Origin of the sequence: Candidatus Pelagibacter sp. HIMB1593, from assembly GCF_052047755.1 — a bacterium.
In the GTDB taxonomy this organism is placed as follows: domain Bacteria; phylum Pseudomonadota; class Alphaproteobacteria; order Pelagibacterales; family Pelagibacteraceae; genus Pelagibacter.
The window spans coordinates 694,917-718,841 of sequence record NZ_JBNAJK010000001.1; the positions used below are offsets into that span (position 1 = coordinate 694,917).

At 29.3% G+C, this 23,925-nt stretch carries 31 protein-coding genes; 13 read left to right on the forward strand and 18 right to left on the reverse strand.

What is annotated here, in order from left to right:
• The first annotated feature begins 1 nt into the window (after nucleotide 1).
• The 8 genes from sufB to ACTTA0_RS03585 all read left to right on the forward strand — a co-directional run bounded on the left by sufB (nucleotide 2) and on the right by ACTTA0_RS03585 (nucleotide 5,972).
• The gene (sufB, locus tag ACTTA0_RS03550; RefSeq protein ID WP_262589522.1) at nucleotides 2-1,444 is read left to right on the forward strand and encodes a Fe-S cluster assembly protein SufB; all 1,443 of its coding nucleotides are present in this window, start codon (nucleotides 2-4) and stop codon (nucleotides 1,442-1,444) included.
• Complete coding sequence (gene sufC / locus ACTTA0_RS03555; protein WP_440618646.1) at nucleotides 1,445-2,179, forward strand: Fe-S cluster assembly ATPase SufC; 735 nt, start codon at nucleotides 1,445-1,447, stop codon at nucleotides 2,177-2,179.
• A complete protein-coding gene (sufD, locus tag ACTTA0_RS03560) occupies nucleotides 2,179-3,417 on the forward strand; it encodes a Fe-S cluster assembly protein SufD (protein WP_440676125.1) in 1,239 nt (412 codons plus the stop codon). The genes sufC and sufD overlap by 1 nt, the downstream gene beginning before the upstream one ends.
• Nucleotides 3,414-4,634 (forward strand): aminotransferase class V-fold PLP-dependent enzyme, encoded by a 1,221-nt coding sequence (locus ACTTA0_RS03565; protein WP_440676126.1) that lies wholly within the window; start codon nucleotides 3,414-3,416, stop codon nucleotides 4,632-4,634. Before sufD ends, ACTTA0_RS03565 begins: the two co-directional genes overlap by 4 nt.
• On the forward strand, nucleotides 4,631-5,095 hold the full coding sequence (gene sufU / locus ACTTA0_RS03570) for a Fe-S cluster assembly sulfur transfer protein SufU (RefSeq protein ID WP_262589517.1): 465 nt from the start codon (nucleotides 4,631-4,633) through the stop codon (nucleotides 5,093-5,095). The genes ACTTA0_RS03565 and sufU overlap by 4 nt, the downstream gene beginning before the upstream one ends.
• A 2-nt stretch (nucleotides 5,096-5,097) precedes the next feature.
• Complete coding sequence (locus ACTTA0_RS03575; RefSeq protein ID WP_075506523.1) at nucleotides 5,098-5,397, forward strand: SUF system Fe-S cluster assembly protein; 300 nt, start codon at nucleotides 5,098-5,100, stop codon at nucleotides 5,395-5,397.
• Nucleotides 5,397-5,729: a HesB/IscA family protein gene (locus tag ACTTA0_RS03580; protein WP_075506524.1), complete on the forward strand. Its 333-nt coding sequence runs from the start codon at nucleotides 5,397-5,399 to the stop codon at nucleotides 5,727-5,729. The genes ACTTA0_RS03575 and ACTTA0_RS03580 overlap by 1 nt, the downstream gene beginning before the upstream one ends.
• Nucleotides 5,730-5,801: 72 nt before the next feature.
• On the forward strand, nucleotides 5,802-5,972 hold the full coding sequence (locus ACTTA0_RS03585) for a hypothetical protein (RefSeq protein WP_262589515.1): 171 nt from the start codon (nucleotides 5,802-5,804) through the stop codon (nucleotides 5,970-5,972).
• Between the two features lie 7 nt (nucleotides 5,973-5,979).
• Here the strand turns inward: ACTTA0_RS03585 and glnA are convergent, their stop codons facing one another.
• Nucleotides 5,980-7,386, reverse strand: coding sequence for a type I glutamate--ammonia ligase (glnA, locus tag ACTTA0_RS03590; RefSeq protein ID WP_440676127.1), 1,407 nt, complete (start codon nucleotides 7,384-7,386; stop codon nucleotides 5,980-5,982).
• 140 nt (nucleotides 7,387-7,526) lie between these two features.
• Between glnA and ACTTA0_RS03595 the strand changes: the two genes are divergently transcribed.
• Nucleotides 7,527-8,009, forward strand: a complete 483-nt coding sequence (locus ACTTA0_RS03595; RefSeq protein ID WP_440676128.1) for a YbaK/EbsC family protein — start codon at nucleotides 7,527-7,529, stop codon at nucleotides 8,007-8,009.
• Nucleotides 8,006-8,887, forward strand: a complete 882-nt coding sequence (locus ACTTA0_RS03600; RefSeq protein WP_440676129.1) for a DMT family transporter — start codon at nucleotides 8,006-8,008, stop codon at nucleotides 8,885-8,887. Before ACTTA0_RS03595 ends, ACTTA0_RS03600 begins: the two co-directional genes overlap by 4 nt.
• Nucleotides 8,888-8,906: 19 nt before the next feature.
• Here ACTTA0_RS03600 and ACTTA0_RS03605 read toward each other — a convergent pair whose 3' ends face one another.
• Both ACTTA0_RS03605 and ACTTA0_RS03610 read right to left on the reverse strand, forming a co-directional pair.
• Nucleotides 8,907-9,497, reverse strand: coding sequence for a putative 2OG-Fe(II) oxygenase (locus tag ACTTA0_RS03605; protein ID WP_440676130.1), 591 nt, complete (start codon nucleotides 9,495-9,497; stop codon nucleotides 8,907-8,909).
• Between the two features lie 36 nt (nucleotides 9,498-9,533).
• Complete coding sequence (locus tag ACTTA0_RS03610) at nucleotides 9,534-10,280, reverse strand: sulfite exporter TauE/SafE family protein (RefSeq protein ID WP_440676131.1); 747 nt, start codon at nucleotides 10,278-10,280, stop codon at nucleotides 9,534-9,536.
• A 15-nt stretch (nucleotides 10,281-10,295) separates the two neighbouring features.
• Here ACTTA0_RS03610 and ACTTA0_RS03615 point away from each other — a divergent pair, with 15 nt between their 5' ends.
• Nucleotides 10,296-10,796, forward strand: a complete 501-nt coding sequence (locus ACTTA0_RS03615; protein ID WP_440676132.1) for a molybdenum cofactor synthesis domain-containing protein — start codon at nucleotides 10,296-10,298, stop codon at nucleotides 10,794-10,796.
• Here ACTTA0_RS03615 and ACTTA0_RS03620 read toward each other — a convergent pair.
• From ACTTA0_RS03620 to moaA, 8 genes are read right to left on the reverse strand one after another with little or no spacing between them, the layout of a single operon-like run.
• The gene (locus ACTTA0_RS03620) at nucleotides 10,777-11,193 is read right to left on the reverse strand and encodes a YqaA family protein (protein ID WP_440618637.1); all 417 of its coding nucleotides are present in this window, start codon (nucleotides 11,191-11,193) and stop codon (nucleotides 10,777-10,779) included. The genes ACTTA0_RS03615 and ACTTA0_RS03620 overlap by 20 nt on opposite strands.
• Nucleotides 11,194-11,214: 21 nt before the next feature.
• On the reverse strand, nucleotides 11,215-11,460 hold the full coding sequence (locus ACTTA0_RS03625) for a DUF1244 domain-containing protein (protein WP_075506533.1): 246 nt from the start codon (nucleotides 11,458-11,460) through the stop codon (nucleotides 11,215-11,217).
• A complete protein-coding gene (locus tag ACTTA0_RS03630) occupies nucleotides 11,453-12,037 on the reverse strand; it encodes a sulfite oxidase heme-binding subunit YedZ (RefSeq protein ID WP_440676133.1) in 585 nt (194 codons plus the stop codon). The genes ACTTA0_RS03625 and ACTTA0_RS03630 overlap by 8 nt, the downstream gene beginning before the upstream one ends.
• Nucleotides 12,037-12,942, reverse strand: coding sequence for a protein-methionine-sulfoxide reductase catalytic subunit MsrP (msrP, locus tag ACTTA0_RS03635; protein ID WP_440676134.1), 906 nt, complete (start codon nucleotides 12,940-12,942; stop codon nucleotides 12,037-12,039). Before msrP ends, ACTTA0_RS03630 begins: the two co-directional genes overlap by 1 nt.
• The gene (locus ACTTA0_RS03640; protein WP_440651172.1) at nucleotides 12,929-13,381 is read right to left on the reverse strand and encodes a molybdopterin synthase catalytic subunit; all 453 of its coding nucleotides are present in this window, start codon (nucleotides 13,379-13,381) and stop codon (nucleotides 12,929-12,931) included. The genes msrP and ACTTA0_RS03640 overlap by 14 nt, the downstream gene beginning before the upstream one ends.
• Nucleotides 13,381-13,650: a molybdopterin biosynthesis protein MoeD gene (locus ACTTA0_RS03645; protein ID WP_440654510.1), complete on the reverse strand. Its 270-nt coding sequence runs from the start codon at nucleotides 13,648-13,650 to the stop codon at nucleotides 13,381-13,383. Before ACTTA0_RS03645 ends, ACTTA0_RS03640 begins: the two co-directional genes overlap by 1 nt.
• Nucleotides 13,651-13,655: 5 nt before the next feature.
• Entirely contained in the window at nucleotides 13,656-14,201 is a 546-nt protein-coding gene (gene moaC / locus ACTTA0_RS03650; RefSeq protein WP_440676135.1) for a cyclic pyranopterin monophosphate synthase MoaC, read from the reverse strand.
• Between the two features lies 1 nt (nucleotide 14,202).
• Complete coding sequence (moaA, locus tag ACTTA0_RS03655; protein WP_440676136.1) at nucleotides 14,203-15,195, reverse strand: GTP 3',8-cyclase MoaA; 993 nt, start codon at nucleotides 15,193-15,195, stop codon at nucleotides 14,203-14,205.
• 33 nt (nucleotides 15,196-15,228) lie between these two features.
• Between moaA and ACTTA0_RS03660 the strand changes: the two genes are divergently transcribed.
• Entirely contained in the window at nucleotides 15,229-16,068 is an 840-nt protein-coding gene (locus tag ACTTA0_RS03660) for a phytanoyl-CoA dioxygenase family protein (protein ID WP_440676137.1), read from the forward strand.
• A gap of 35 nt (nucleotides 16,069-16,103) precedes the next feature.
• On the opposite strand, the gene ACTTA0_RS03665 is transcribed toward ACTTA0_RS03660, so the two are convergent.
• From ACTTA0_RS03665 to ACTTA0_RS03680, 4 genes are all read right to left on the reverse strand, one after another.
• On the reverse strand, nucleotides 16,104-17,066 hold the full coding sequence (locus tag ACTTA0_RS03665; RefSeq protein WP_440676138.1) for an aldo/keto reductase: 963 nt from the start codon (nucleotides 17,064-17,066) through the stop codon (nucleotides 16,104-16,106).
• Nucleotides 17,067-17,069: 3 nt separating this feature from the next.
• Entirely contained in the window at nucleotides 17,070-17,912 is an 843-nt protein-coding gene (locus tag ACTTA0_RS03670) for an amidohydrolase family protein (RefSeq protein WP_440676139.1), read from the reverse strand.
• A gap of 19 nt (nucleotides 17,913-17,931) precedes the next feature.
• Nucleotides 17,932-18,786, reverse strand: coding sequence for an SDR family oxidoreductase (locus tag ACTTA0_RS03675; RefSeq protein WP_440614598.1), 855 nt, complete (start codon nucleotides 18,784-18,786; stop codon nucleotides 17,932-17,934).
• Between the two features lie 75 nt (nucleotides 18,787-18,861).
• Nucleotides 18,862-19,866: a substrate-binding domain-containing protein gene (locus ACTTA0_RS03680; protein WP_440651178.1), complete on the reverse strand. Its 1,005-nt coding sequence runs from the start codon at nucleotides 19,864-19,866 to the stop codon at nucleotides 18,862-18,864.
• 142 nt (nucleotides 19,867-20,008) lie between these two features.
• On the opposite strand from ACTTA0_RS03680, the gene ACTTA0_RS03685 reads away from it, so the two are divergent.
• Nucleotides 20,009-21,028 carry a LacI family DNA-binding transcriptional regulator gene (locus ACTTA0_RS03685; protein ID WP_440614596.1) on the forward strand — a complete coding sequence of 340 codons (1,020 nt, stop codon included), beginning with the start codon at nucleotides 20,009-20,011 and terminating at the stop codon, nucleotides 21,026-21,028.
• Here ACTTA0_RS03685 and ACTTA0_RS03690 read toward each other — a convergent pair whose 3' ends face one another.
• The 3 genes from ACTTA0_RS03690 to iolG are packed head-to-tail and all read right to left on the reverse strand — an operon-like array spanning nucleotide 21,029 to nucleotide 23,806.
• Complete coding sequence (locus ACTTA0_RS03690; protein ID WP_440614595.1) at nucleotides 21,029-22,066, reverse strand: ABC transporter permease; 1,038 nt, start codon at nucleotides 22,064-22,066, stop codon at nucleotides 21,029-21,031.
• Nucleotides 22,063-22,803 (reverse strand): ATP-binding cassette domain-containing protein, encoded by a 741-nt coding sequence (locus ACTTA0_RS03695; RefSeq protein WP_440614594.1) that lies wholly within the window; start codon nucleotides 22,801-22,803, stop codon nucleotides 22,063-22,065. The genes ACTTA0_RS03690 and ACTTA0_RS03695 overlap by 4 nt, the downstream gene beginning before the upstream one ends.
• 1 nt (nucleotide 22,804) lies before the next feature.
• Nucleotides 22,805-23,806 carry an inositol 2-dehydrogenase gene (iolG, locus tag ACTTA0_RS03700; RefSeq protein ID WP_440676140.1) on the reverse strand — a complete coding sequence of 334 codons (1,002 nt, stop codon included), beginning with the start codon at nucleotides 23,804-23,806 and terminating at the stop codon, nucleotides 22,805-22,807.
• Between the last annotated feature and the right edge of the window lie 119 nt (nucleotides 23,807-23,925).

Genomic DNA, 23,925 nt, shown 5'->3' on the forward strand with positions numbered 1-23,925 from the left:
TATGGATAGTAGACAGAAAGAAATAGATAGTTTGAAAGATTACAAATATGGTTTTTCAACAGATATAGAAAATACAAAAGCTCCCAAGGGTTTAAATGAGGATGTAATAAAATTTATCTCCAATATTAAAAAAGAGCCTCAGTGGATGCTAGATTTTAGATTAAAAGCTTTTGAAAGATTTAAACAATTAAAAGAGCCTGATTGGCAGAAACCGAAATATCCTAAAATAGATTATCAGGATCTTTACTACTACTCAGCTCCCAAAAGCATGAAAGATAAACCAAAAAGTTTAGATGATCTTGATCCTAAATTATTAGAGACATATAAAAAATTAGGAATTCCTCTTCAAGAGCAAGCAAGATTAAATGGTATTGCTGTGGATGCAGTTTTCGACTCTGTTTCTGTTGCAACTACTTTTAAAGAAGAACTTACTAAGCAAGGTATTATATTTTGTTCGATGTCTGAAGCTATTCAAAAGCATCCTGAGTTAGTTAAAAAATATCTTGGATCAGTTATTCCTACAACTGATCATTTTTTTGCAACTCTTAATTCTGCAGTTTTTACTGACGGCTCATTTGTATACATTCCAGAAAATGTTAAATGTCCTATGGAACTGTCTACTTACTTTAGGATTAATGCATCAGAAACAGGACAATTTGAAAGAACATTAATCATAGCTGATAAGGGAAGTTATGTAAGTTACCTAGAAGGTTGCACAGCTCCAATGAGGGATGAAAATCAATTGCATGCAGCTAATGTTGAATTAATTGCTCTTGACGATGCAGAAATAAAATATTCAACAGTTCAAAATTGGTATCCAGGAGATAAGGATGGAAAGGGTGGTATTTATAATTTTGTTACTAAAAGAGGATTGTGCAAAGGTAAAAATTCTAAAATTTCTTGGACACAAGTAGAAACTGGTTCAGCAATTACTTGGAAATATCCAAGCTGTATTTTGAAAGGTGATAATTCAGTAGGTGAGTTTTATTCTATAGCGATTACAAACAATCATCAAAAAGCTGACACTGGTACTAAAATGATACACTTAGGAAAAAACACAAAAAGTAAAATAATTTCAAAAGGAATTTCAGCAGGTAAATCAGATATGATGTACAGAGGATTGGTAGATATATCTTCAAAAGCCGATAATTCTAGAAACTTTACTCAATGTGACTCTTTACTAATGGGCAACAAATGTGGAGCTCATACAATTCCTTATATTAAGAACAAAAATCTTAAATCAAATATAGAACATGAAGCAACAACATCAAAAATAAGTGATGAACAACTATATTACTGTAATCAAAGAGGATTAAATCAAGAAGAGGCAGTTAGTTTAATTGTAAATGGTTTTTGCAAAGAAGTACTGCAGCAGTTACCAATGGAATTTGCAGTAGAAGCACAAAAACTTGTTGGTATTAGTTTAGAGGGGAGCGTTGGATAGATGTTATCAATAGAAAATCTCAAAGCAAAGATTGATGAAAAAGAAATATTAAAAGGATTAAATTTAGATATTAAACCAGGAGAAGTTCATGCAATTATGGGTCCAAACGGATCTGGAAAAAGCACATTATCAAATATTTTGTCAGGTAAAAAAGGTTACGAAATAAATGGTAAAGTTACATTTGATGGAGAAAACTTATTAGAATTAGAAACAGAAGAAAGAGCTCATAAAGGAATTTTTTTAGCGTTCCAATATCCAATGGAAATACCAGGTGTTAATACAAACACTTTTTTAAAAACATCAATAAATGCAATTAAAAAAGCTAGAGGCGAAAAGGAGCTAGATGCAATTGAATTTTTAAAATTAATAAAAGAAAAATCTGCAGAATTAAAATTTGATGAAAAAATTTTAAATCGACAACTTAATGTTGGATTTTCAGGTGGAGAAAAGAAAAAAAATGAAATTTTACAAATGTCTATCCTAAATCCAAAATTATCAATCCTAGATGAAACAGACTCAGGATTAGATATAGATGCTTTAAGAATAGTTTCAGAAGGAGTTAATTCACTAAGAAATAAAAACAATTCTTTTTTAATAATAACTCACTATCAAAGATTATTAGATTATATCAAACCTGATTTTGTTCATGTTCTTAAAAATGGACAAATTATAAAATCAGGTGATTTTGAATTAGCAAAAGAATTAGAAAAAGTAGGTTATGAGGATTTTAATTAATGCAAAATGAACTTAAATTAAATTTTGATAAAATTATTAGTCTAAATAATTTTTCTGATAGTCAGAAAAAAATTAAACAAGAAAATTTTAATAATTATTTTGAAAAAGGTTTACCAAATAAAAGAAATGAGGATTGGAAATTTTCAGATATAAATCAAATTATTTCAAAAAATTTTGACAATTTAAACTTTGTTGTTGATCAAAAAAAAGTTTTTGAAGAAAAAGATTTTCCACTAGATTTTGAACATAATAAAATAAGTTTTGTTGATGGAAAATTATATGATTTTGATTTTAAACATGAAGACAAAGATAAAATCTTAGTTGATCAAGATTTAGACTTAGATGATACTATTTATCAAAATACTCTTTTAAATTTGAATTCAGCCTTTCTTACTAGTGTTTCGAATATTACTATTAAAAAAGGTTATAATGTTAAAAAACCATTGATTTTATTTAATTATTTGAGTGATGGTTTAAAATCTTCTGCAATTAATTCTAGAGTAGATATTAATTTAGAAGATGACAGTTCATTATGTGTAGTTAATTTTTTAAATGAAAATTCTGAAAAAAATTTCATTAATTTTAGACAAAAAATTAAGATTGGAGTGAATTCAATTTTAAAAAATTATAGTCTAGATTCAAATACTTCAGAAAATATAAAGTATTTCAACAAAGATATTAATTTATCTAAAAATAGTCATTTAGAATATTTTATCTTGTCAGAAGGTTCTAAATTTATAAAACAAGATATCAATTGCAGTTTAGATGATGAATATGGTTCTATTGCATTAAATGGAATTATCAATTTAGAAAATAAAAAACATCATGAAATAAAAACTGTAATTAATCATAAAAAAGAAAATTGTAAAAGTTATCAATTAATTAAAAGCGTATTGAATGATAAATCAAAAGGTATTTATCAAGGTAAAATTTTTGTAAGTCCTGAAGCGCAAAAAACAGATGGATACCAATTAAGTAGAGCGTTATTGTTAAATGAAAGTGTTGAATTTAATGCGAAACCAGAATTAGAAATATATGCAGACGATGTTAAATGTTCACATGGATCTACATCAGGAAATATTGATGAAAATTCAATTTTTTATTTAATGTCTAGAGGTCTCAGTTATTCAGAGTCAAAAAAATTATTAACAAATGGTTTTCTTAACGAGGTAATTGAAAAAATTTCTAATGAAGATGTAAAAAAATTAGTTAAAAAATTATCAGGTATAAATGTATGAACATAGATCAAGTTAAAAAAGAATTTCCAATATTTGATGAGAAAATCCAAAATAATGATTTGGTTTATTTGGATAGTGCAAATTCATCACAAAAACCAAAAGTAGTGGTAGAAAGAATTAATGAATTTTATACCAAACAATTTTCTAATGTTGGTAGAAGTGTTCATTATCTTGCGGTTGCTGCAACAAATTTATATGAAAATACTAGAACATCAGTTCAAAAATATATTAATGCTAAAGATAAAAATGAAATAGTATTTACTAAAGGTGCTACTGAAGCATTAAACCTTGTTGCTAATACATTGGGTCAAAATCATTTAAACGAAGGTGATGAAATATTAATTACCGAATTAGAACATCATTCAAATTATGTACCTTGGCATTTTTTAAGAAAATCTAAAAATATAAAAATTAATTTTGCAGAAATAAATGAAGAAGGAGAAATTACACTAGAAGAAATTGAAAAGAAAATTACTCCTAATACAAAAGTTATTTCAATTACTCATTTATCAAATGTGACTGGAGCAATATTACCAGTAAAAGAAATTACTGATTTAGCACATTCAAAAGGAATAATAGTTGTCGTAGATGGTTGCCAAGGAGCTCCTCATTTGAAGCTAGATATGCAAGACTTAGATTGTGATTTTTATGCAATTTCTTGTCATAAAATGTATGGCCCTACAGGATTAGGTGTTCTTTATGGTAAGAAAAAGTGGTTGGATGAACTTCCTCCTTACCAAGGTGGTGGCGGAATGATTAGAGAGGTTAAAAAAGATAGAATTACCTATGGTGATTTACCTAATAAATATGAAGCTGGAACTATGGCTACAGCGCAAGTTATTGCTTTTGATCAATCAATTAAATTTCTGGAGAGCGTAGGTATTGAAAATGTTATGAGACATGAATCAGAATTAGTTGAGTATGGCCAAGAATTATTAAAAAAAAATAATTCAGTAAAATTAATTGGAAATCCAAAAAATAAAGGTGGAGTTTTGTCTTTCACTTTAGAAGGTGTGCATCCTCATGACATTGCAACAATTTTAGATGAAGACGGAGTTGCGATAAGAGCTGGTCATCATTGCTGTCAAATTTTACATGACAAACTTAATATACCAGCAAGCGCACGAGCTTCTGTTGGAATATATAATACTAAAGAAGATTTAGATAAACTTAATGATGCAATAAATAACTGTAAGAAAATATTTAATTTAAAATGAATTTAAAAGAATTATATCAAGAAATAATTTTAGAGCATGGAAAAAATCCAAGAAATCTTCGTAAGACGGAAGATTTTAATAAAGATGCTAAAGGCAACAATCCACTTTGTGGTGATAACGTTCATGTCTATTTAAAATTAAATGGCCAAAGAATTGTAGAAGATATTTCATTTGAAGGTAGTGGTTGTGCCATTTCTATGGCTTCTGCATCAATAATGACTGATTTAATTAAAGGCAAAAATGAAAATGAAGCAAAAGAAATTGTTGAAGATTTTTTAGGGATGATTAAAGAAAATCCTGAGCTTAAATCAGAAAATCTTAAAGAAGATGAAAAAACAAAACTAATGTGTTTATCTGGAGTAAAACAATATCCAATGAGAGTAAAGTGTGCAACACTATCTTGGCATACACTAGTCTCAGCTTTTGATAATAAAACTGATGAGGTTAAAACAGAAAATTAATTATGTCGAAAAAAGATCAAATTATTGAGGAAATTAGAAAAATTTATGATCCTGAGTTACCAGTTAATATTTATGAACTAGGTTTGATTTATGATATTAAAGTTGAGGATGATAAATTTGCAAAAATTAAAATGACTTTGACCACTCCTAATTGTCCAGTTGCTGAAAGTTTGCCTAAAGAAGTTAAAGATGGTGCAATGCAAGTTGAGGGTATTGAGGACGTTGATCTTGAATTAGTTTGGGACCCACCTTGGAATAAAGACATGATGTCAGAAGCTGCAAAACTGGAGTTAAATTTATAATGAATCCAATTATTAAATTAAGTGATAATGCTGCGGAAAGAATTAAAGAAATTATGTCTAATGCAGAAAAAGATTCTTTAGGTGTAAGAGTTTCAGTTAAATCAGGAGGTTGTGCTGGTATGTCTTACGTCATGGAGTATACCAAAGAAGTAAATCCAAATGATGAAGTCATTGAGGAAAAAGGTGTAAAAGTATTTGTTGATTCTGCAGCTATTATGTATTTGCTTGGAACAGAAATGGATTACAAAAAAGAAGAGCTATCTTCTTCGTTTGTTTTCAATAATCCCAACGAAACAGAGAGATGTGGTTGCGGAGAGTCCTTTAAAATCTAGCAAAAGTTGAATATTCCCATTTAACGCATATCAGTATTGCGTCATATGCATACCTAGTATATATATTTAGGTATGAACAAATTTGAATTTAAAAATCTTGTTAAGAACCTAAAAGACACAATTAAAGAAAGAACTTTCTTTAAAGATTTACGTAAAGAAGTTGAGACCGGTGCAAACGGTACTCAAGATTACGTTGTTAAAAAAGGTATTAACAAAGATACAATTGCAACAACCAAACAGTAATTAAATATTAACTACTGTAATACATCTCAAACTCTACTGGATGAGGTGCATGTTCAAATTTATGAATTTCCTCAAACTTAAGAGCTATATAAGCATCGATTTGGTCGTCAGTAAATACACCACCTTGAGTTAAAAACTCTCTATCTTTATCTAAACTTTCCATTGCTTCTCTTAAAGATCCACAAACAGTTGGTATAGCTTTTACTTCTTCTGGTGGTAATTCATATAAATCTTTATCAAAAGACTCACCTGGATGTATTTTATTTTTAATTCCATCGATACCAGCCATTAACATTGCTGCAAACGTTAGGTAAGGATTACCTGCTGCATCTGGAAATCTAATTTCACATCTTGCACCTTTTTTACTTAAAGTAATTGGAATTCTACATGATGCCGATCTGTTTCTTGCAGAGTAAGCTAGTAATACTGGTGCTTCAAATCCAGGAATTAATCTTTTGTAACTATTAGTAGTAGAGTTAGCAAAAGCATTAATTGCTTTAGCATGTTTTAAAATTCCACCAATATAGTGTAATGCAGTTTCTGAAAGTCCTGCATATGCTTCACCTGAAAATACAGGGGTATCACCTTTCCAAATGGATTGGTGAATGTGCATACCTGAACCATTATCACCTGCAACTGGTTTTGGCATGAAGGTTGCAGTTTTTCCAAATGAATGTGTTACCATTTGAACTACATATTTATAAAGCTGAACATTATCTGCTTGGTCAACTAAAGTTCCAAAATACATACCAAGTTCGTGTTGACTTGGAGCAACTTCATGGTGATGTTTTTCAACTTTGATACCAACTTCTTTTAAGTTTTTTAAATATTCACCACGCATATCTTGTTCACTATCTACAGGTGGCACAGGAAAATAACCTCCTTTGATTTGAGGTCTATGTCCCATATTTCCATTTTCATATTCTTTACCTGAATTATATGGACCTTCTTTACTATCAATTTTAAATCCACTTTCATTCATGTCATTTTTAATTCTTACATCGTCGAAAACAAAAAATTCTGGCTCAGGTCCAAAAAACGCTTTATCACCAATACCTGATGCTTTTAAATATTCTTCTGCTTTTTTCGCAACTCCTCTTGGATCTCTTTCGTAAGGATCTTTTTTGATTGCATCTAAAATATCACAGAACAAAACTACAGTATTATGAGACGTGAAAGGATCCATGAACATTCTTGCAGTATCAGGTTTTAAAATCATGTCAGATTCGTTAATTGCTTTCCATCCAGCAATAGATGAACCATCAAAAAACACTCCTTCTTTAAGCATGTCAGCGTCCACTATTGATGCATCCATAGTTAAATGTTGAAGTTTTCCCCTTGGATCAGTAAATCTTAGATCTACGAATTCTGCTTCTTTTTCTTTAATAAACTTTAAAACGTTTTCTGCACTCATTTTGTCTCCTATGTAATTTTGATGGAGCCTAATTAGCAAAAAAAAGTTAAAAAATAATGCTTATTTAATAAATAACACCTATGCATTTTTTACATAAGTAGTGTATCTACTCAATCAAACTAAAGAATTTAATAAATTCAATGGAATCAATACTAAATAAAGAACCGGTAAAAAGAGTAGAAAAAGCTCTTAAAACATTCGATCAAAATTTAAATGTTATCGTCTTAGAAAAAACAGCAAGAACTGCCAATGATGCTGCTACAGCTTTAGGTTGTAATGTTGGTGCTATTGTTAAAAGTTTACTTTTTAGGGCAGGAGACAATCATATATTAAGTTTGGTATCCGGAGACAAGCGTTGCTCATTAAATAAGTTAAAAAAAATTCTTAATGAAAAAGACGTGTCCATGGCATCTCCTGAAGCTGTTAAAGAAAATACTGGATATACAATTGGAGGAGTGTCACCAGTAGGTCACTTAAAGCAATGTAAAATCTTTATTGATAAAAGTCTTGAGAGATTCCCAGATATATTTGGAGCAGCTGGACATCCAAATGCTGTTTTCAAAATAAATTATAATAAGTTAATTGAAATAACAAACGGATCACCAGAAGATATTATTGAATGAGAGAACCAAAACTAATTGATTATAGTTTATTAACGTTGCTAGCATTAATTTGGGCATCTGCTTTTTTTAATATTAAAATTGCAACCTATTCATTTGGACCTGTTACGATTGCATTCCTAAGAGTTTTTTTTGGTTCAATTCCAGTTTTACTACTTTGTTTTTATAAACAAATTAAAATCGAGGCATTTTCAAAAGATTGGCATTGGTTTGCGATGATTGGATTTATAAATTTAGTAGCTCCATTTTTTTTGATAGCATATGGAGTTAAATCTGTTCAAAGTAACTTAGCAGCAATTTTAATGTCATCAACTTCACTTAGCTCAGTAGTACTAGGACATTTTTACACCAAAAATGAAAAATTTAATTTAATTAGAACAACAGGAGTTTTAATTGGATTTTCAGGAATAGTTTATTTATTTTCAGATAATTTATTAATTAATGAAAATAACTTTACTTCAGCATTATTAATTTTGTTAGGTGCTACTTGTTATGTAATTGGAGGTCTCTTAACATTAAAAATAAGTAAGAAAAAAAATGAAAATGTAACCAGTTCAATTTTGATTTGGGCTACTATTATATTATTACCTTTAGTATGTTTGATTGAACAACCTTGGAAAACTGTTCCAAGATTAGATTCTACTATTTCAGTTATTTATCTTGGGTTGGTATCTACTGGAATTGCTTGGTTATTGAGATTTAGAATCTTAATTAACAATGGTTTAATTTTTCAATCTCAAGTATCTTATTTAATTCCAATATTTGGTACCATTTTAAGTTATATCTTTTTAAAAGAATTAATAACAACGAAAGTTATAATTTCATTGATAGCAGTTGCTACAGGTATCTATTTTGTAAGGAAAGGTACAAAATTTAAATAATATTACTAAAATTTATAAATTATTTATTAAAAATTATTTTAGCATTGAAAGAAAATGATCTTCTTTCTTCTTCAATATTAAATGGGTATGCTGTATGCATTAAGTAGTTAGGAAATATTAAAAGATCACCTGTTTTTGGTATTAAATTAAAAATACTTTTTGAAAGAAAAGCTTTTTGTCCATTTATAAAATCAATTGTTCCATTGGTTTTAATCTTTTTATTTTTAACATTTTTATTTTTAGTCATATGTTTAGGGATTTTTAAATAACCAACTCCCGATAAGTCTCCTTCATGATAATGTATAGGATTATACTCATTTTTGTATTGGCTAACGACCCACAGGTTTAAAATTCTAATTTCTTTAATCTTTTTAATATTTTCTTTAGTTAGAAAAATTTTAATATTTTTTATTAATTCTTTTTCCAAATTTATTTTTATAAAATTTTTAGAAATTTGAACTTCTTTTCTAATTTGACTTGCTAATTTTGGACTATAATCATTCGATTTTGAGAAGATTTTTGTATCAACTTCTTTGTTAAGTTTTTCTAAAAATTTTTTAGAAATTTTAGATTTTCCTATTGAAGGCCCAAATGGTTTAAAATTTTTCATGAGAGATTAAATATATCAAAAAATAATTAATTCAACTTATGCAATAAATATTATGCCCATTCTTATAGCAACAAAAATTACTAGACATGCAGTCATTAGAGCTAATATTTTGTTAGACAGGAATTTTATATTTAAAAAACTTCCAATTTGGCCACCAATTAAGACAGCAATAAATAGTGGCCAGTAATTTAAGAATTCGTTGAAGACTATATCTTTTGTTAATTGTCCACTTATACCAAAAATTGAATTTACTAAAATAAATAAGGATGCAGTACTTGTTATATGCTTTGGAAATCCTGCTTTCATCAAAAATAAAATAGGACTTAAAAATATCCCACCACCAATTCCAACCAAACCAGATATAAAACCAATTATTGATCCTATTAATATTGATAAAACTAGGGGTATTTTTTTAATTATAATTTTTTGTTTGTTAAAGGATTTGCTTTCAATAAGTAAAAAAACTCCAGCTAATATTAAAATAAAGAAAAGTAAAATTTCAAATAAATTTTTGTCAATAGAGATCGATGCTCCTATAAAAGTAAGAGGTATAGAACCAATTAAATAAGGATAAAGTAAATTAAGGTTAATATTCTTTGATTTTAAAAAATTTATGGAATTTCCAGAAACTACAATAATATTACAAATCAAAGCTAAAATTGGAAAAATATAGTATGGTACATCCCAAATTAAAAGCAAAGCAAGATAAGTGGAGCCACCACCAAATCCTATACTCGAATATAATATTGCAGTTATAAAAAAAAATATTGTAAGTATAATCATTAAAAAAATTTATTTATGATTGTAAATATAGCTTTACTAACTGTAACAGATACAAGAACAATTGATAATGATAAATCTGGTGCGATCTTGGTTGAAAAAATTAAAGAGGCCAATCATCAATTAATTGACAGAAAAATTTGTAAAGACAATAAAGGAGATATAGTTAAAATTCTAAAAGACTGGACTAATCATAAAGATATTGATGTTGTCATTACAACTGGTGGCACAGGTTTAACTGGAAGAGATATTACACCCGAAGCTGTTGATGAAATAGCAGATAAACATATTCCAGGATTTGGCGAAGTTTTTAGGACTATTAGTTTAAAAACAGTTGGTACGTCTTCAATTCAATCTAGAGCTTGTGCAGTTCTATCAAATGGTAAATACATATTTGCCTTACCAGGATCCTCAGGAGGAGTAACAGATGCTTGGGACGGTATCCTTAAACATCAATTAGATATTAATCATAAACCTTGTAATTTTGTCGAATTGTTTCCTAGACTAAAAGAGAAATAAAAAAATATCTCATTATTTTTCCAAAACTCACAAGCAATAAAAAAATTAAAAATTTAATTCTCATCGTTCCAGCAATAAAAGTAATTGGATCACCAATAATTGGTACCCACGCAAATAACAAAGACCATTTACCATACTTTTTAAACCACCTGGATGATCTATCAATTTGTGTGTTAGTAAAAGGAAACCATTTTTTATCTTGAAATTTCAAGAAATAAATTCCTAGAAACCAATTGAAGATAGATCCTAAAATATTTCCAAAACTTGCAAAAAATATTAACAAAAATTTGTTATAAGTTTCTGATAACAGATAAGTTGCTAATATAGCCTCAGATGAAAAAGGAAGTATTGTTGCAGCTAAAAATGAAACAATAAATAGACTTAAATAGGCAAACATTAACTAGAATTGAATAGAAAGTTACTTCTGGTATTTTTCTTTCCACTCAGAGTAGGGCATTCCATAAATATGCTGCCTTGCATCAGGATCTGATATTTCTACTCCTTTTTTTTCAGCTTCTTCTCTATACCATCTAGACAAACAATTTCTGCAAAATCCAGCTAAATTCATTAAATCAATGTTTTGAACATCTTTTCTTTCATCTAAATGTCTCATTAATCTTTCAAGTGTAGCTGATTGAATTTCTTTTTTTAGATTATCATCCATAATTTACGTTCCTATTTTTAATTTTAATTCTTAAAGCAAGTAAAACAAGTATTATTACCAAATATACTAGTGGTCTAAAAAAAATTGTTTTAGATAACCATATATAATGAAGAGCTCCAAATATCGCTATTACGTAAATTAATCTGTGTAATTTTTTCCAATTATTTTTAAGCAACCTCATCATCATTTGAGAAGATGTAATTGCCAATGGAAGCAGTAATACCCATGCTGCAAATCCAATAAAGATGTATTTTTTTTTCAGAACATCATCAAGTATTGGCTGTAAATTAAATCTATAATCTATACCTATGTAAGTAAGCAGGTGAAGAGATGCATAAAAAAATACAAACAATCCCAACATTCTTCTAAAACTTATCCAAATATTTAAATTAGTTAGCCTTTTAAGTGGCGTCATACTTAATGTTAGACAGATAAATATTAAAGTCCATTCGCCAGTAAAATGAGTAATTTCTTTTACAGGTTCTGGCCCAAGTTTATTGAAGTATATTTTATAAAAAATTAATATAAACGGAATTGTGCTTAAAATAAATACACCTGGTTTAAAATATTTTCTCATTAAAAATATTTTTTTAGATCCATCCCTGTGTATAAATTTGCAACTTCATCTCCGTAACCATTGAACATAAGTGTTTTTACTCTTGGCACCCAAATATCTTTACCAATTATTCTTTCTGTTGCTTGAGACCATCTAGGATGATCTACATTAGGATTAACATTAGAGTAAAATCCATATTCTCGTGGAGAGGCCCACATCCATGAAGAAGTCGGCATTTTTTCTACAAATTTTATCTTAACAATTGCTTTTGCACTCTTGAAACCATACTTCCAAGGGATAAATATTCTCAGAGGCGCTCCATTTTGATTTGGAAGCTTTTTACCATACAAACCTGTCACAACTGTAGTTAAAGGGTGCATTGCTTCATCAATTCTTAATCCTTCTTTGTAAGGCCAGTTCAAAACCGGATATCTTTGACCTTTCATTTGTTCAGGATCATAAACACTTTCAAATTCAATATACTTTGCTTTGCTAGTTGGGTTTACTTTTGACAATAATTTACTTAACGAAAAACCCATCCATGGAATTACCATTGACCATCCTTCTACACATCTTAATCTGTATATTCTTTCTTCAGAGGTAAATGTTTCGGTTATTTCTTCCATAGAAATTTTGATAGGTTTTTCAACTTCACCCTCTATACTTATTGTCCATGGTGATGTTTTAAAATTTTGTGAATTAACATAAGGATCACTCTTTGAAGTACCGAACTCATAATAATTATTATAAGTTGTTATATCTTCAAAACTTGTAAGTTCATTCCTATCATCAGCTTGAGATTGACTTGCAAAAGGAATTGTGGCTAAAGCTAAAGAACTTGCTCCATACCCAAGAGATTTAACAAAAGATCTTCTATTTTTATAAATTTTCTCTGGTGTTATTTCTGAATACTTAATTTTTTTCATGAATAATAGGATTTCCTTTTAACCAATCACTTTGATTATTTGTGTAATGTTCTTTTTTCCATATAGGAGACCTTTTTTTAATTTCTTCAATTATATATCTTGATAGTACATAAGCCTCATCTCTATGCTTGCACGCAACTGCTATAATAATGCTAATTTCGCCTAAGTTTAAGTAACCTTTGGCATGTTCAATAAAAACACTCTTATTCTTTATGTTAAGTTTTTCTTCTGCCTCACTATAAATTTCTTCAAAACTTTTTATTACCAAAGCATCATGGCTATCATATGTAATACCTAAAACACTTTTATTATTATTTTGATTACGAACTGTGCCACTAAAAATTAGCGATGCTCCAAAATCATTGGATGCTATAAATTTTTCAGCATCAATTAATGATAATTTTTTAACTTTACTATCTAAAATGTCAGTATGAAGCATTAACCTCCTCCAATTGGAGGAATAATACCAATTTTTTCATTATTTGTGATTTTATAATTGTCGCTAACAATATTATTTTTTTCTGAACAAAAAGCTGAAGAGTTAATGATTTTTATATAATTTTCATTTCCATTAAATTTCTGCTCTACATATTGGATTATTTTATTCCTTATATCCTTGATTGTTGTCTTTTGACCTAGATCTAGTTCTAATAAATTTTGGTTACTAAAATCTCTTGCAGCTCCAAACAACTCAATTTTAACTTTCATAAAGTTTAGAAAAAATCTTTTAAAAAATTTGGAAGTCCATCTGGATTTTTCCATAATCCAGTTTTTCCACCTTCTTTAATTAATAATTTTACATTATCTATTTTTAGATGAGGATTTACAATTTTGCTTAAATCGTAAATTGTAATCAGAGCTGCATTTACTCCCATTATTGCCTCCATTTCCACACCTGTTTTGGCATAAGTAGAAACCACACAGTATACTTCTAGAGAACACTCTTCTTCATTCATTATGATTTTAGTAGCGGTATGATCTATTGGAAGAGGATGACACAAAGGTATTAATTCACTTGTTTTTTTAACTCCTAATACTGCCGAAACCTCTGCTAAAGTAATTGGATCACCCTTAGGCATCTTTTTATTTTTAATAAGTTCAAATACCTCTTTGCCAACATATATTTTGCCTGATGCCAAAGCTCTACGGAAAGTTTCTTTTTTTTCAGAAACATCAATCATTTTAAATGAATTTTTTTTAAAAATTTCTTTTGCCCAGTTTTTTAAATCGTTGTTAGTTACAATCTTTAAATTTTTCATCTTATCCACCTGTTGTTGATAGATTTTTTGTTAATCCTGTTTCTCCTATTTCAAGATAGTGAGATTCTTTTTTATAATTTAATTGTTTCAAAATTAAATCTTTCAGTTCTTCAGTTTGGTCATCTCTTTGCATCAAGTGTCTAATATTTATTCCAGTATTTCCAAATAAACACAATCTTAAATCACCCTTGGCAGTTATTCTTAGTCTATTACAACTCTTACAAAAATCTTTTGAGTAGGGTGCAATAACACCAAATTTTCCTTTGTATTCAGGATTTATATAATTCTTTGAAGGACCAGCATCTTTACCAAATGTTTGAATAACCCAATTATTATTTTTTAAATAATTTGTAAATTTATTTGCAGACACATGATACTGATTAAAATAATCTAAATTATCTCCAGTTTGCATTAATTCTATATATCTAAAATCAATTTGATTATTTTTTATAAAATTAGCCCAACTTTTAAAATCTTCTTCTTTATCATTAACGCCTCTAAGAAGGACTGCATTAACTTTAATATTTTTAAAATTTAGTTTTTGTAATTTTTTAATTCCTTCTAAAATTTCATTTAATCTATCATGTCCAGTAATTTTTCTAAAAGTCTTTGGATCAAGACTATCAATACTTATATTTATACCATCAAGACCACTCTTATTTAAATCATCTGCAATTCTATCTAAGTGATATCCATTAGTAGTGATTACAGTTTTTTTAATACCTGAATTTTTTTTAATTATTTTAATTATATCCAAAAAATCTTTTCTAACTGTAGGCTCTCCTCCAGTTAATCTTATTTTAGACACACCTAATTCTGATAAAGCTTTTGCAAGTCTTCCAATTTCTTCTTTAGTGATAAAGGTTCTGTTATCACTTTTATCAATTTTATAACCATTAGGTAAACAGTAGCCACATTTAAAATTACACACATCAGATATTGACAATCTTATGTATGGAAACCTCCGTCCAAAACTATCTTTGAGAATATTCATATGGTATATTGAGTATTATTTCTTAAATAATCTATGAGTCAAATTTTAAATGATAATGAGATCAAACTATTTAAAAGAGATGGAGCGGTATTTTTAAGAAATAAATTTGATATCAAATGGATTGAGCTTCTAAGATCTGGAATAAATAAAGCAAAAAACAATCCAAGCCCAAGGTTTACTAATCATACCACAGATCCAAATTTACCTTGTTATTTAGAGGATTTTTGGACATGGAACTTGCATAAAGAATTTGAGAATTTTGTTTTTAATTCACCTACAGCTAAAATTGCCTCTGAATTACTAGATGCTAAGCAGATTAATTTAGTAATGGATAATTGGTTTTTTAGAGAAGCTGGCTCTACATCTAAACCACCATTTCATCATGATATTTCTTATTTTGATTTTGAAGGTTCCATGTGTGTTTTGTGGATACCTCTTGAACCAGTAAGAAAAGAAGACTCTATAGCCTGGATAAAAGGCTCTCATTTGTGGGATAAATTATTTCTAAGAACTCGTTTTAAAGATGGCCATAAAGTTGATGGAGCAGAAGGAGTTGTGAATGGTGTTAAGTATGAATTAACACCAGATATAATTTCTAATAAAGAAAATTATGAGTTTTTAGAATGGGATTTAGAAGTAGGAGATTGTGTATATTTTGATATTAGGACTTTGCATGGAGCTCTGCACGAAACTACTCCAAAATCAGATATAAATAGATTTACACTTAGAATGGCGAAAGAAAATTCAAAAATAATTTATAGAGGTGATTGGGCTAGAGAAGAAAGATCAATTATAGAGGCTAATGGATATAAAAACGGTGATGATTTAAGTGGTAAAATGTTTCCAACCCTTTATGAAAATAATTCAGATTAATTATAAAATCTATTTGTCTTAAATTTTTTTAAAATTTAACCTGGAGTATATTTCCTCTCAGACTCTGGATCTTTCGTTGAGTAAGGTAATTTTAAAACTTCATTCCAAAATTCTTCTGGAATATCTGTTTCAGCCCATGAAATATTTTTCTCAATACTCTGAACACTAGTAACACCACAAATAGTAGATGTTATTCTTTTATCTTTCATAGAAAATTGTAAAGCTGCAGCACCCATTTCAACATTATATTTCTTACAAACTTTTTCTATTTCTCTAGCTGGTGCAAGTTTTTCTTCAGTAGCATCCTGGTAAGTTATTTTTTTAAAATTACTTGGACCTTTTGCCAGAACACCGCCCGCGTAAGGGGCAGCGTTGAAAATAGATATATTTTTACTATGAGCATAGCTGTACATTTCATCTGCTTCTCTATTTAACAAAGTGTATCTGTTGTGATTTATTATGACATCAAAGTCCCACTTTCTTAAGATTGGGAACATAATATCTATTCTTCCCATAGCTAAACCGACTGCTTTTGCCAAACCTTCTTCTTTAATTTTAAACAATTCATCCAAAGCCCCATCTTTTTTAGTTACGTCATTTATATCTTTTACGTATTCTGGGTCATGTAGAAATAAAACGTCTACAGAATCAACGTTTAAAGCTTTTAAACTTTCTTCAACAGACTCTCTTGTTCTTTTTTTATCAAGAACTAATGTGTCCATATTTCTATCAATTTTAGTTGATAAGACAAAGTTTTCTGGCCATCCACCGTTTTCTTTTATTGCTATACCAATTCTTTTTTCACTTTCTCCCATTGCATAATTTCTTGAAGTATCAAGCAAATTTACTGGACCTTGAAAAAATCTTTTTAGTGTTTCTTGAGCTCTTTGTTCAGGTACTTCATAACCGTAAGTATCAGGCATACTTCCTAAAGAAGAAGTTCCAAAACTCAATTCAGTGACTTCAACACCAGTATTTTTGATTTTATTTTTTTTCATAAATTATATTTTTAGTTTATAAAACTTTACTGCATTATTATAAAAGATGTTTTGTTTTTCAGCTATACTTAATTCTTTAAGTAAATTTGTTGCTGCATTATACCATCCTAAATAGTTTGTTCTTAAGTTGCAAACAGGCCAATCTGACCCCCACAAAATTTTTTTATCAGTAAATAGATTTAATATTTCATCTATATATGGCTTTAGATCTTGCTCAGTCCAATTTTCGCAGGCTTCTGTGACCATACCAGAAAATTTACAATATACATTTTCTAGCTTAGATAATTTATTCATACCTTTTTGCCAATGAATAAATTCTTCTTGTTTATTATTACAGATTTTTGGTTTCATTAAATGATCTATGATAAATCTTAGAGAAGGATATTTTGTAGCAATTTTGTAAAAATTTTCTAAGTGCACTGGAAATCCTAGTGCATCAAAGCTTAAATCTAAATTAATTATATTTTTAAAAAAAATATCAAAATTTTTATTTAAAACCCAATTTTCATCTGGAATATCTTGTATCATAGGTCTTACACCAAGAAATTTAGGATGTTTTGAGAAAATTTTTAATTGTTCTAATTGATTTTGGTCTTCAAAATTTACCCAACCAATAACTCCACAAACTAAATCAGAACCTTCAGCAATGTTTAACATATATTCAGTTTCTGCATTAGTTGCTGCAGCTTGAACTAAAACAGTTTTGTGTAAATCTATTGAGTCAGAAACTTGAATTAAATCTTTAACTTCATATTTTTGATTTAATATTAGATTGTCTTTTGGCATCCAATGATAATCACCCCTTGAAGGATCCCAAAAATGTTGATGTGAATCAATAACTTTCATAAGTTATTTTAAATTAGGTTCACTCTCCCAAAATACTCTCATCTAAAATCTTAGTGTCATATGCTGAATAAGAATGCCATCCTGCAACTGTTTGATCAAAATCAACAATACTTCCAGTCATAATACCCGACTCATCTGAACACAAGAAAGCTAAGATCTTAGCAACATCCAAAGGTTTGTTTAGTCTTTTAAATGGAACTTTGGCTTCCGCTTTTTTTAACCAGTCATCATCTGCATTATGAAATTTTTTTTGAATTACTGTTTCTGCTGGCGTATCTGTCCAACCTAAATTTACACCATTCACTCTTATTTGGTGCCCAGATACTGAATTTGCAACATTTTTAATCATTATAGCTAATGCTGCTTTAGAAGAGCTGTAAGCAGTTAAGAAAGGCATACCACTATATCCAGCCATTGATAAAATATGAGCAATAGTTCCTTTTTTTTTATCTCTAATCATTATTTTTATAACATCTTGCATCATAAAAAGAGGAGCTTTTACATTTACATTAAAATTTTTGTCATAATTTTCCTCTGTAGTGCTTAAGATCGTTCCTCTTTCTGTAAAAGCAGCAACATTAATAAAACTATCTACAGTGTTGAATTTTTTATCAGTCTCAGAAACTATTTTTTTACAATCTTCAAGTTTTTCTAAATCAGCTTGAACGTATAAGCATTCCACGTCCATACTTTCTATTTCAGCTTTTACCTTGTTTCCTTTATCTTTATTTCTTCCACAGATAGTTATTCCTTTAGCACCTCTGCTTGCAAGCAATTTTGCTGTCTCAGCTCCACTACCTTGAGTACTTCCTGTTACAATTATTATTTTATTTTTAAACTGGTTAGCTTGATCAGATATATATTTATTAGTCATAAAATTTTAAGTTATACAGACAACTAAGCCCAATATAAAAATTGGGCTTAGAAACTTTTAAGAAGAATAATGATTTTATCCCGCAATACAAGATCCAATGTTTGGCTTCATACAAACATCAAGACCTGTATAGATTGCTTTTAGTGATGGGTTGTCAAATTTTAATGCTTTACCATCTACTATATCTTTAAGAACATACATAGCTTTGTAGCCCATCATATAAGGTTGTTGACCTACTTGACCATGTGTTCTTCCAGCATCTAAATCTTCCATTTGCATTGGAAGAGTATCTGCAATTACAACAGCAGTTTTCATAGAACCAATTCTATCTGCGTGCTTTTCAGCAACTCTTCTGAAAGCTTTAGATACGAATTGAGGAAAACCTCCAGTTGGTACAAATGCTGTTAGGTTTGGATGTTTTGCAAAGATATCTTCCATTTGTTGTACAGAAAGAGGGAAATCATCGTTCGTGTACAGAGGACATCCGCTAGCTTCAGTCCATCCATTTTCACCTTTAAGAGCTGCACTAGGATAAGTTCCTGAATCTGCTCTTCCAGCAATAGTGTCTCTTATTCCTGACATTCTTTCATTGTGGTTTGCAGCTGCAGCACCACCAGATTGTATACAAATTTCACCACCGTTAGGTTTTAACATCATAACGATTTGCGCAAGGTATACACCAATGTCATAGTTTTTTGTTCCAACATAAGCTGCTCTTAAACCAGCATCTTTAGTTAAAAGATCTGAGTCCCAAGTAATAATTGGAATATCTGTTCCTTTAACAGCTTTTGCCATTGCAGCCGCATTAGAAGATGCAACAGCAATTCCATCAACACCTTTAGCAATTAAATCTTGAACAATTTGAACTTGTTCTTGTTCAGTATGCTCTCCAGGTCCAATGTATAAACACTCTATCCCACCAATTTCTTTCTCAGCAACTTTACAACCATCTCTCGCTAAATCAAAAAACGGGTTGTTCATAGCTTTTGGAACTAATGCAAAAACTTTATCAGCTGCATATGAAATTCCAGAAATTGACACAAAAATAAATGCTAACATTGCAATTATTGTTTTTCTCATATTTCTCTCTCTATTAGTTAGTTAATTTATTAAACAAATACTATTTAGAATGAGTCTTAGTTTCAAGTAAAATGATGTAATACAACTAAAAAGTGATACATCAAATGATTGATTTTACATCATTTAATGATACCATGTTTGCATGAAAAATCATTGGAAAAATGTCTCTATAAAGAAAATTTCTGATGAGTCAGGGTATGGTACAGCGACTGTAGATAGAGTTTTAAATAACAGAAAAGGTGTGAGTAAAAAAACTAAAGATAAAATCTTAAAAATTTTAAATAACCTTCAAAACGGAAATAATAAAAATCAAACTAAAAATATTTTAATTTGTTGTCAATCAGGACCTTCATATAACAAGACTCTTGAGGAGAGTTTAGATAAAATTAATAATGAAATTTATAAGTTTAATCTGATAAAATATTTTATTCCTGCAAAGGAATTTAAACCTAGTCAATTTGTAAAAATTTTAAAAGAAACTTCAAAGTTTGATGCAGTGATTATAGTTTCACAGGAGGATCAAAATATAAATAACGAGCTAAGTAAAATTGCAAGTGAAGGAAAACCTGTAATTACATTAACCACTGATTTTCCAAATTCGAACAGATCAGCTTATATAGGTAATAATCAATCTAATGCTGGATCTACTGCTGCAAATATAATTGGAAAAAATGTTGGGAAAAGATCAGGTTCAATTTTGATGGTCATGAGCATGCCATACAGGTGCCAACAGGAAAGAGAGCTAGGTTTTAGAAAAGTATTAAGATCAGAATTTCCAAATCTTAAAATTAAAGAAAGTGTTTTTAATTTAGATACATCGGAACAAAGTTACAAATATGTTAAAAAATATATTAAAGAAAATGGACCACCGTTAGGAATTTATAATATTGCTGGAGGAAATTTAGGTGTCGCAAAAGCAATTAGTGAAATGGATGTAAAAGATCATATTGTATTTGTAGGTCATGAACTAAATAAAAATTCTAGAGATCTTTTAGAAAATAATAAAATGGATTTTGTTATAAGCCATGATGTCGAATTAGAAATTAAAGTTGCATTTGATAAAATTTTAGATTTTGAGAAAAATTCAGATAATCAAAATTCTTTTTTTTCAGATATATTAATTTTCAACAAATATAATTGTATGGATAAAAAAGTTTATTAATTAATTCTTCTTATTTTTAACTTTTTCCAACCAAACCGCACCTACGATAAATATTCCTAAAAATGTTCCTTGCCAGTAAGGGTCAATTCCAGCCATTAGAAGACTGTTTCTAATTGTTTCCATTAATGCAGCACCAATAAATGCCCCAAAAGTACCACCAACACCACCCATTAAGTTAGCACCACCAATAACTGTTGCTGCAATAACTCTTAATTCGTAAGTATAACCTAAAGCATTAGTTACAGAGCCCATCCATCCAACTATCATAACAGCAGAAATTGCCGCAAATAGTCCACTGATCATGTAGACTGACATTTCAATCCATCTCGTATTAATTCCAGATAATTCAGCAGCTTTTTTATTACTACCAACTGCAAAAACATGTTTGCCATATGAGGTATATTTCAATACTAAACCCATAACTATCGTAAGAAATATTAATAACCAAGTTGCGTTAGCAAGACCTAGCATTGAACCTCCTCCAATTTCATAAAACATTTCATCTTTAGGTCCAAATTCATAAAACATTTTATTGTTTGAGACTACTAAAGCTAAACTTCTTGCAGCAGCCATCATTCCTAAAGTGACTACAAAAGGAGAAAGTTTAACATAAGCAATTAGATATCCATTTACTGCACCAATTAATGTACCAGCAAGTAAAGCTAAAATTATTGATACCCAAACGTATACTCCCTCAAAGTAAGAAGCTTTGGAATACCATTCAGGCAAAAATTGTGCATCCAAAAATAAACCACATATTACTCCTGTGACACCCATTATTGATCCAACTGATAGATCTATTCCAGCGGTAATAATTACAAATGTCATTCCAATTGCCATTATTCCAATGAAAGAAAAGTTTCGTGTAATATTAAAAAGATTGTCTTTGCTAGAAAAAGCATCTTCTACAAAAAACATAATAAAACAAATCCCAAATAAAGCTACTGTTACCCAAAAAGATTGTTCAGAAACAAGTTTTTGAAATACATTTTTTTCTGTCTTAGAGATTATTTCTTGATTAAATTTTAGTGAACTCATACTCTGTCTATTGCTCCTGTAATTAGGCCTGTTGCTTCTTCTGTAGAAGAATCTTTTATATTTTTTTCACAAACCTTTTCGCCTCGTCTTAATACTACTAGCTTGTCACATACTTCAAATATATCTGGCATTCTGTGACTAATTAACATTACAGCTATTCCTTGATCTTTTAATCTTTTTATAAGATCTAATACTTCAGCAACCTGTCTAACACTAATTGCTGCTGTTGGTTCATCCATTAAAACTAATTTAGGATTTGTAAGTCTAGTTCTTGCAATAGCCACAGCCTGTCTTTGTCCCCCAGACATTTGCATAACTAAATCTTTTGGTCGAGTTTCAGATTTAAGTTCCTCAAATAATTCAGAAGATTTTTTAAACATTGCTGGATAATCCAAATATTTAAATGGCCAAATACCTTTTTGTATCTCTCTACCTAGAAAAACATTAGATGCTGCAGTCAAATGATTACAAAGAGCTAAGTCTTGATAAACTACCTCAATACCAGATTTTCTTGCATCTATTGGTTTTTCAAATGATACAGTATTATTTTCAAACTTTATTTCACCATTTGAAGGTTTAAAATTACCAGCTATAATTTTTAGTAGTGTAGATTTACCCGCTCCATTATCACCCATTAATCCTACAGTTTCAGCTTCTTTAATATCAAAACTAACCCCTGTTAAAGCCTGTATGGCTCCAAAATTTTTTTCTATATTATTTAAAGAAAGAATGCTCATTTTAGAATTTTACATCTACAACTTTGCCACTTTCAAATGATTCATATGCTGCATTAGCTATTATTAAAGCGTTTCTCCCATCTTCAAATCCTACTAATGGTTTTGTTTTATCTTCAACACATTTTACAAACTCATTAAATTGATCTCTGTAAGCTTGCTCATATCTTTCAATAAAAAAGAAATGTATGGGTTCTTTTTCATTTGTAGATGTACTTGTGTATCTTTCTAAAGAAGTTGGGGTTTGATTGTTTGAAATTACCATGCCTTTACTTCCAAATACCTCTACTCTTTGGTCATATCCATAAACTGCTCTTCGAGAGTTATTAATATGGATTAAAACGCCTTTTTTTGATTTTAGAATAAACATTGCTGTATCTAGATCTTTTTCTTGCTGTGAATTTTTATCAAACAAAGCACCTCCGAATGCAGATATCTGAACTACAGGATCATCCCCTAAAATAAATCTTGTTAAATCGAAATCATGTATAGTGGTATCTCTAAAAAATCCTCCTGCAGCTTTTAGATAGTCAATCCCTGGGGGCTCAGGATCTCTACTTGTAATAACAACCATTTCTAATTCACCAATTTCTTTTTTTACTCTTGCTTGTTGAGCTTTTGCATGACTTGCATCAAATCTTCTATTAAAGCCGATTTGAATAGGAACGTTTGTTTCCTTTATATTTTCCATGCATTCATTTACTTTATTGATATCTAAATCAATTGGCTTTTCACAGAAAATTGCTTTTCCTGCTTTTGCAGCCATTGTGATAAATTGAGTGTGTGTTGGTGTAGCTGAAGCGATAAGAACTGCATCTACATCATCTGAATTTATTGCTTCCTCAGGTGAAGATGCAATTGAACATCCTGTTGATTTTGATACTTCTTTAGCAAATTCTGAATTAACATCATATATATATTTTAATTTTGCATTCGGATGTGCTGTAATAAATTTAGCATGCATTTTTCCAATTCGTCCTGCTCCCATTAAAGAAAAGTTAAGCATAAGAATATAGAACAGAATTAAAAAATAAAATCAAGAAACATTTTTAAATGATGAATTAAACATCAAATTAAATTATAATTTTCTTGATGCACAAAACATCATAATTTAAAAATAAATTT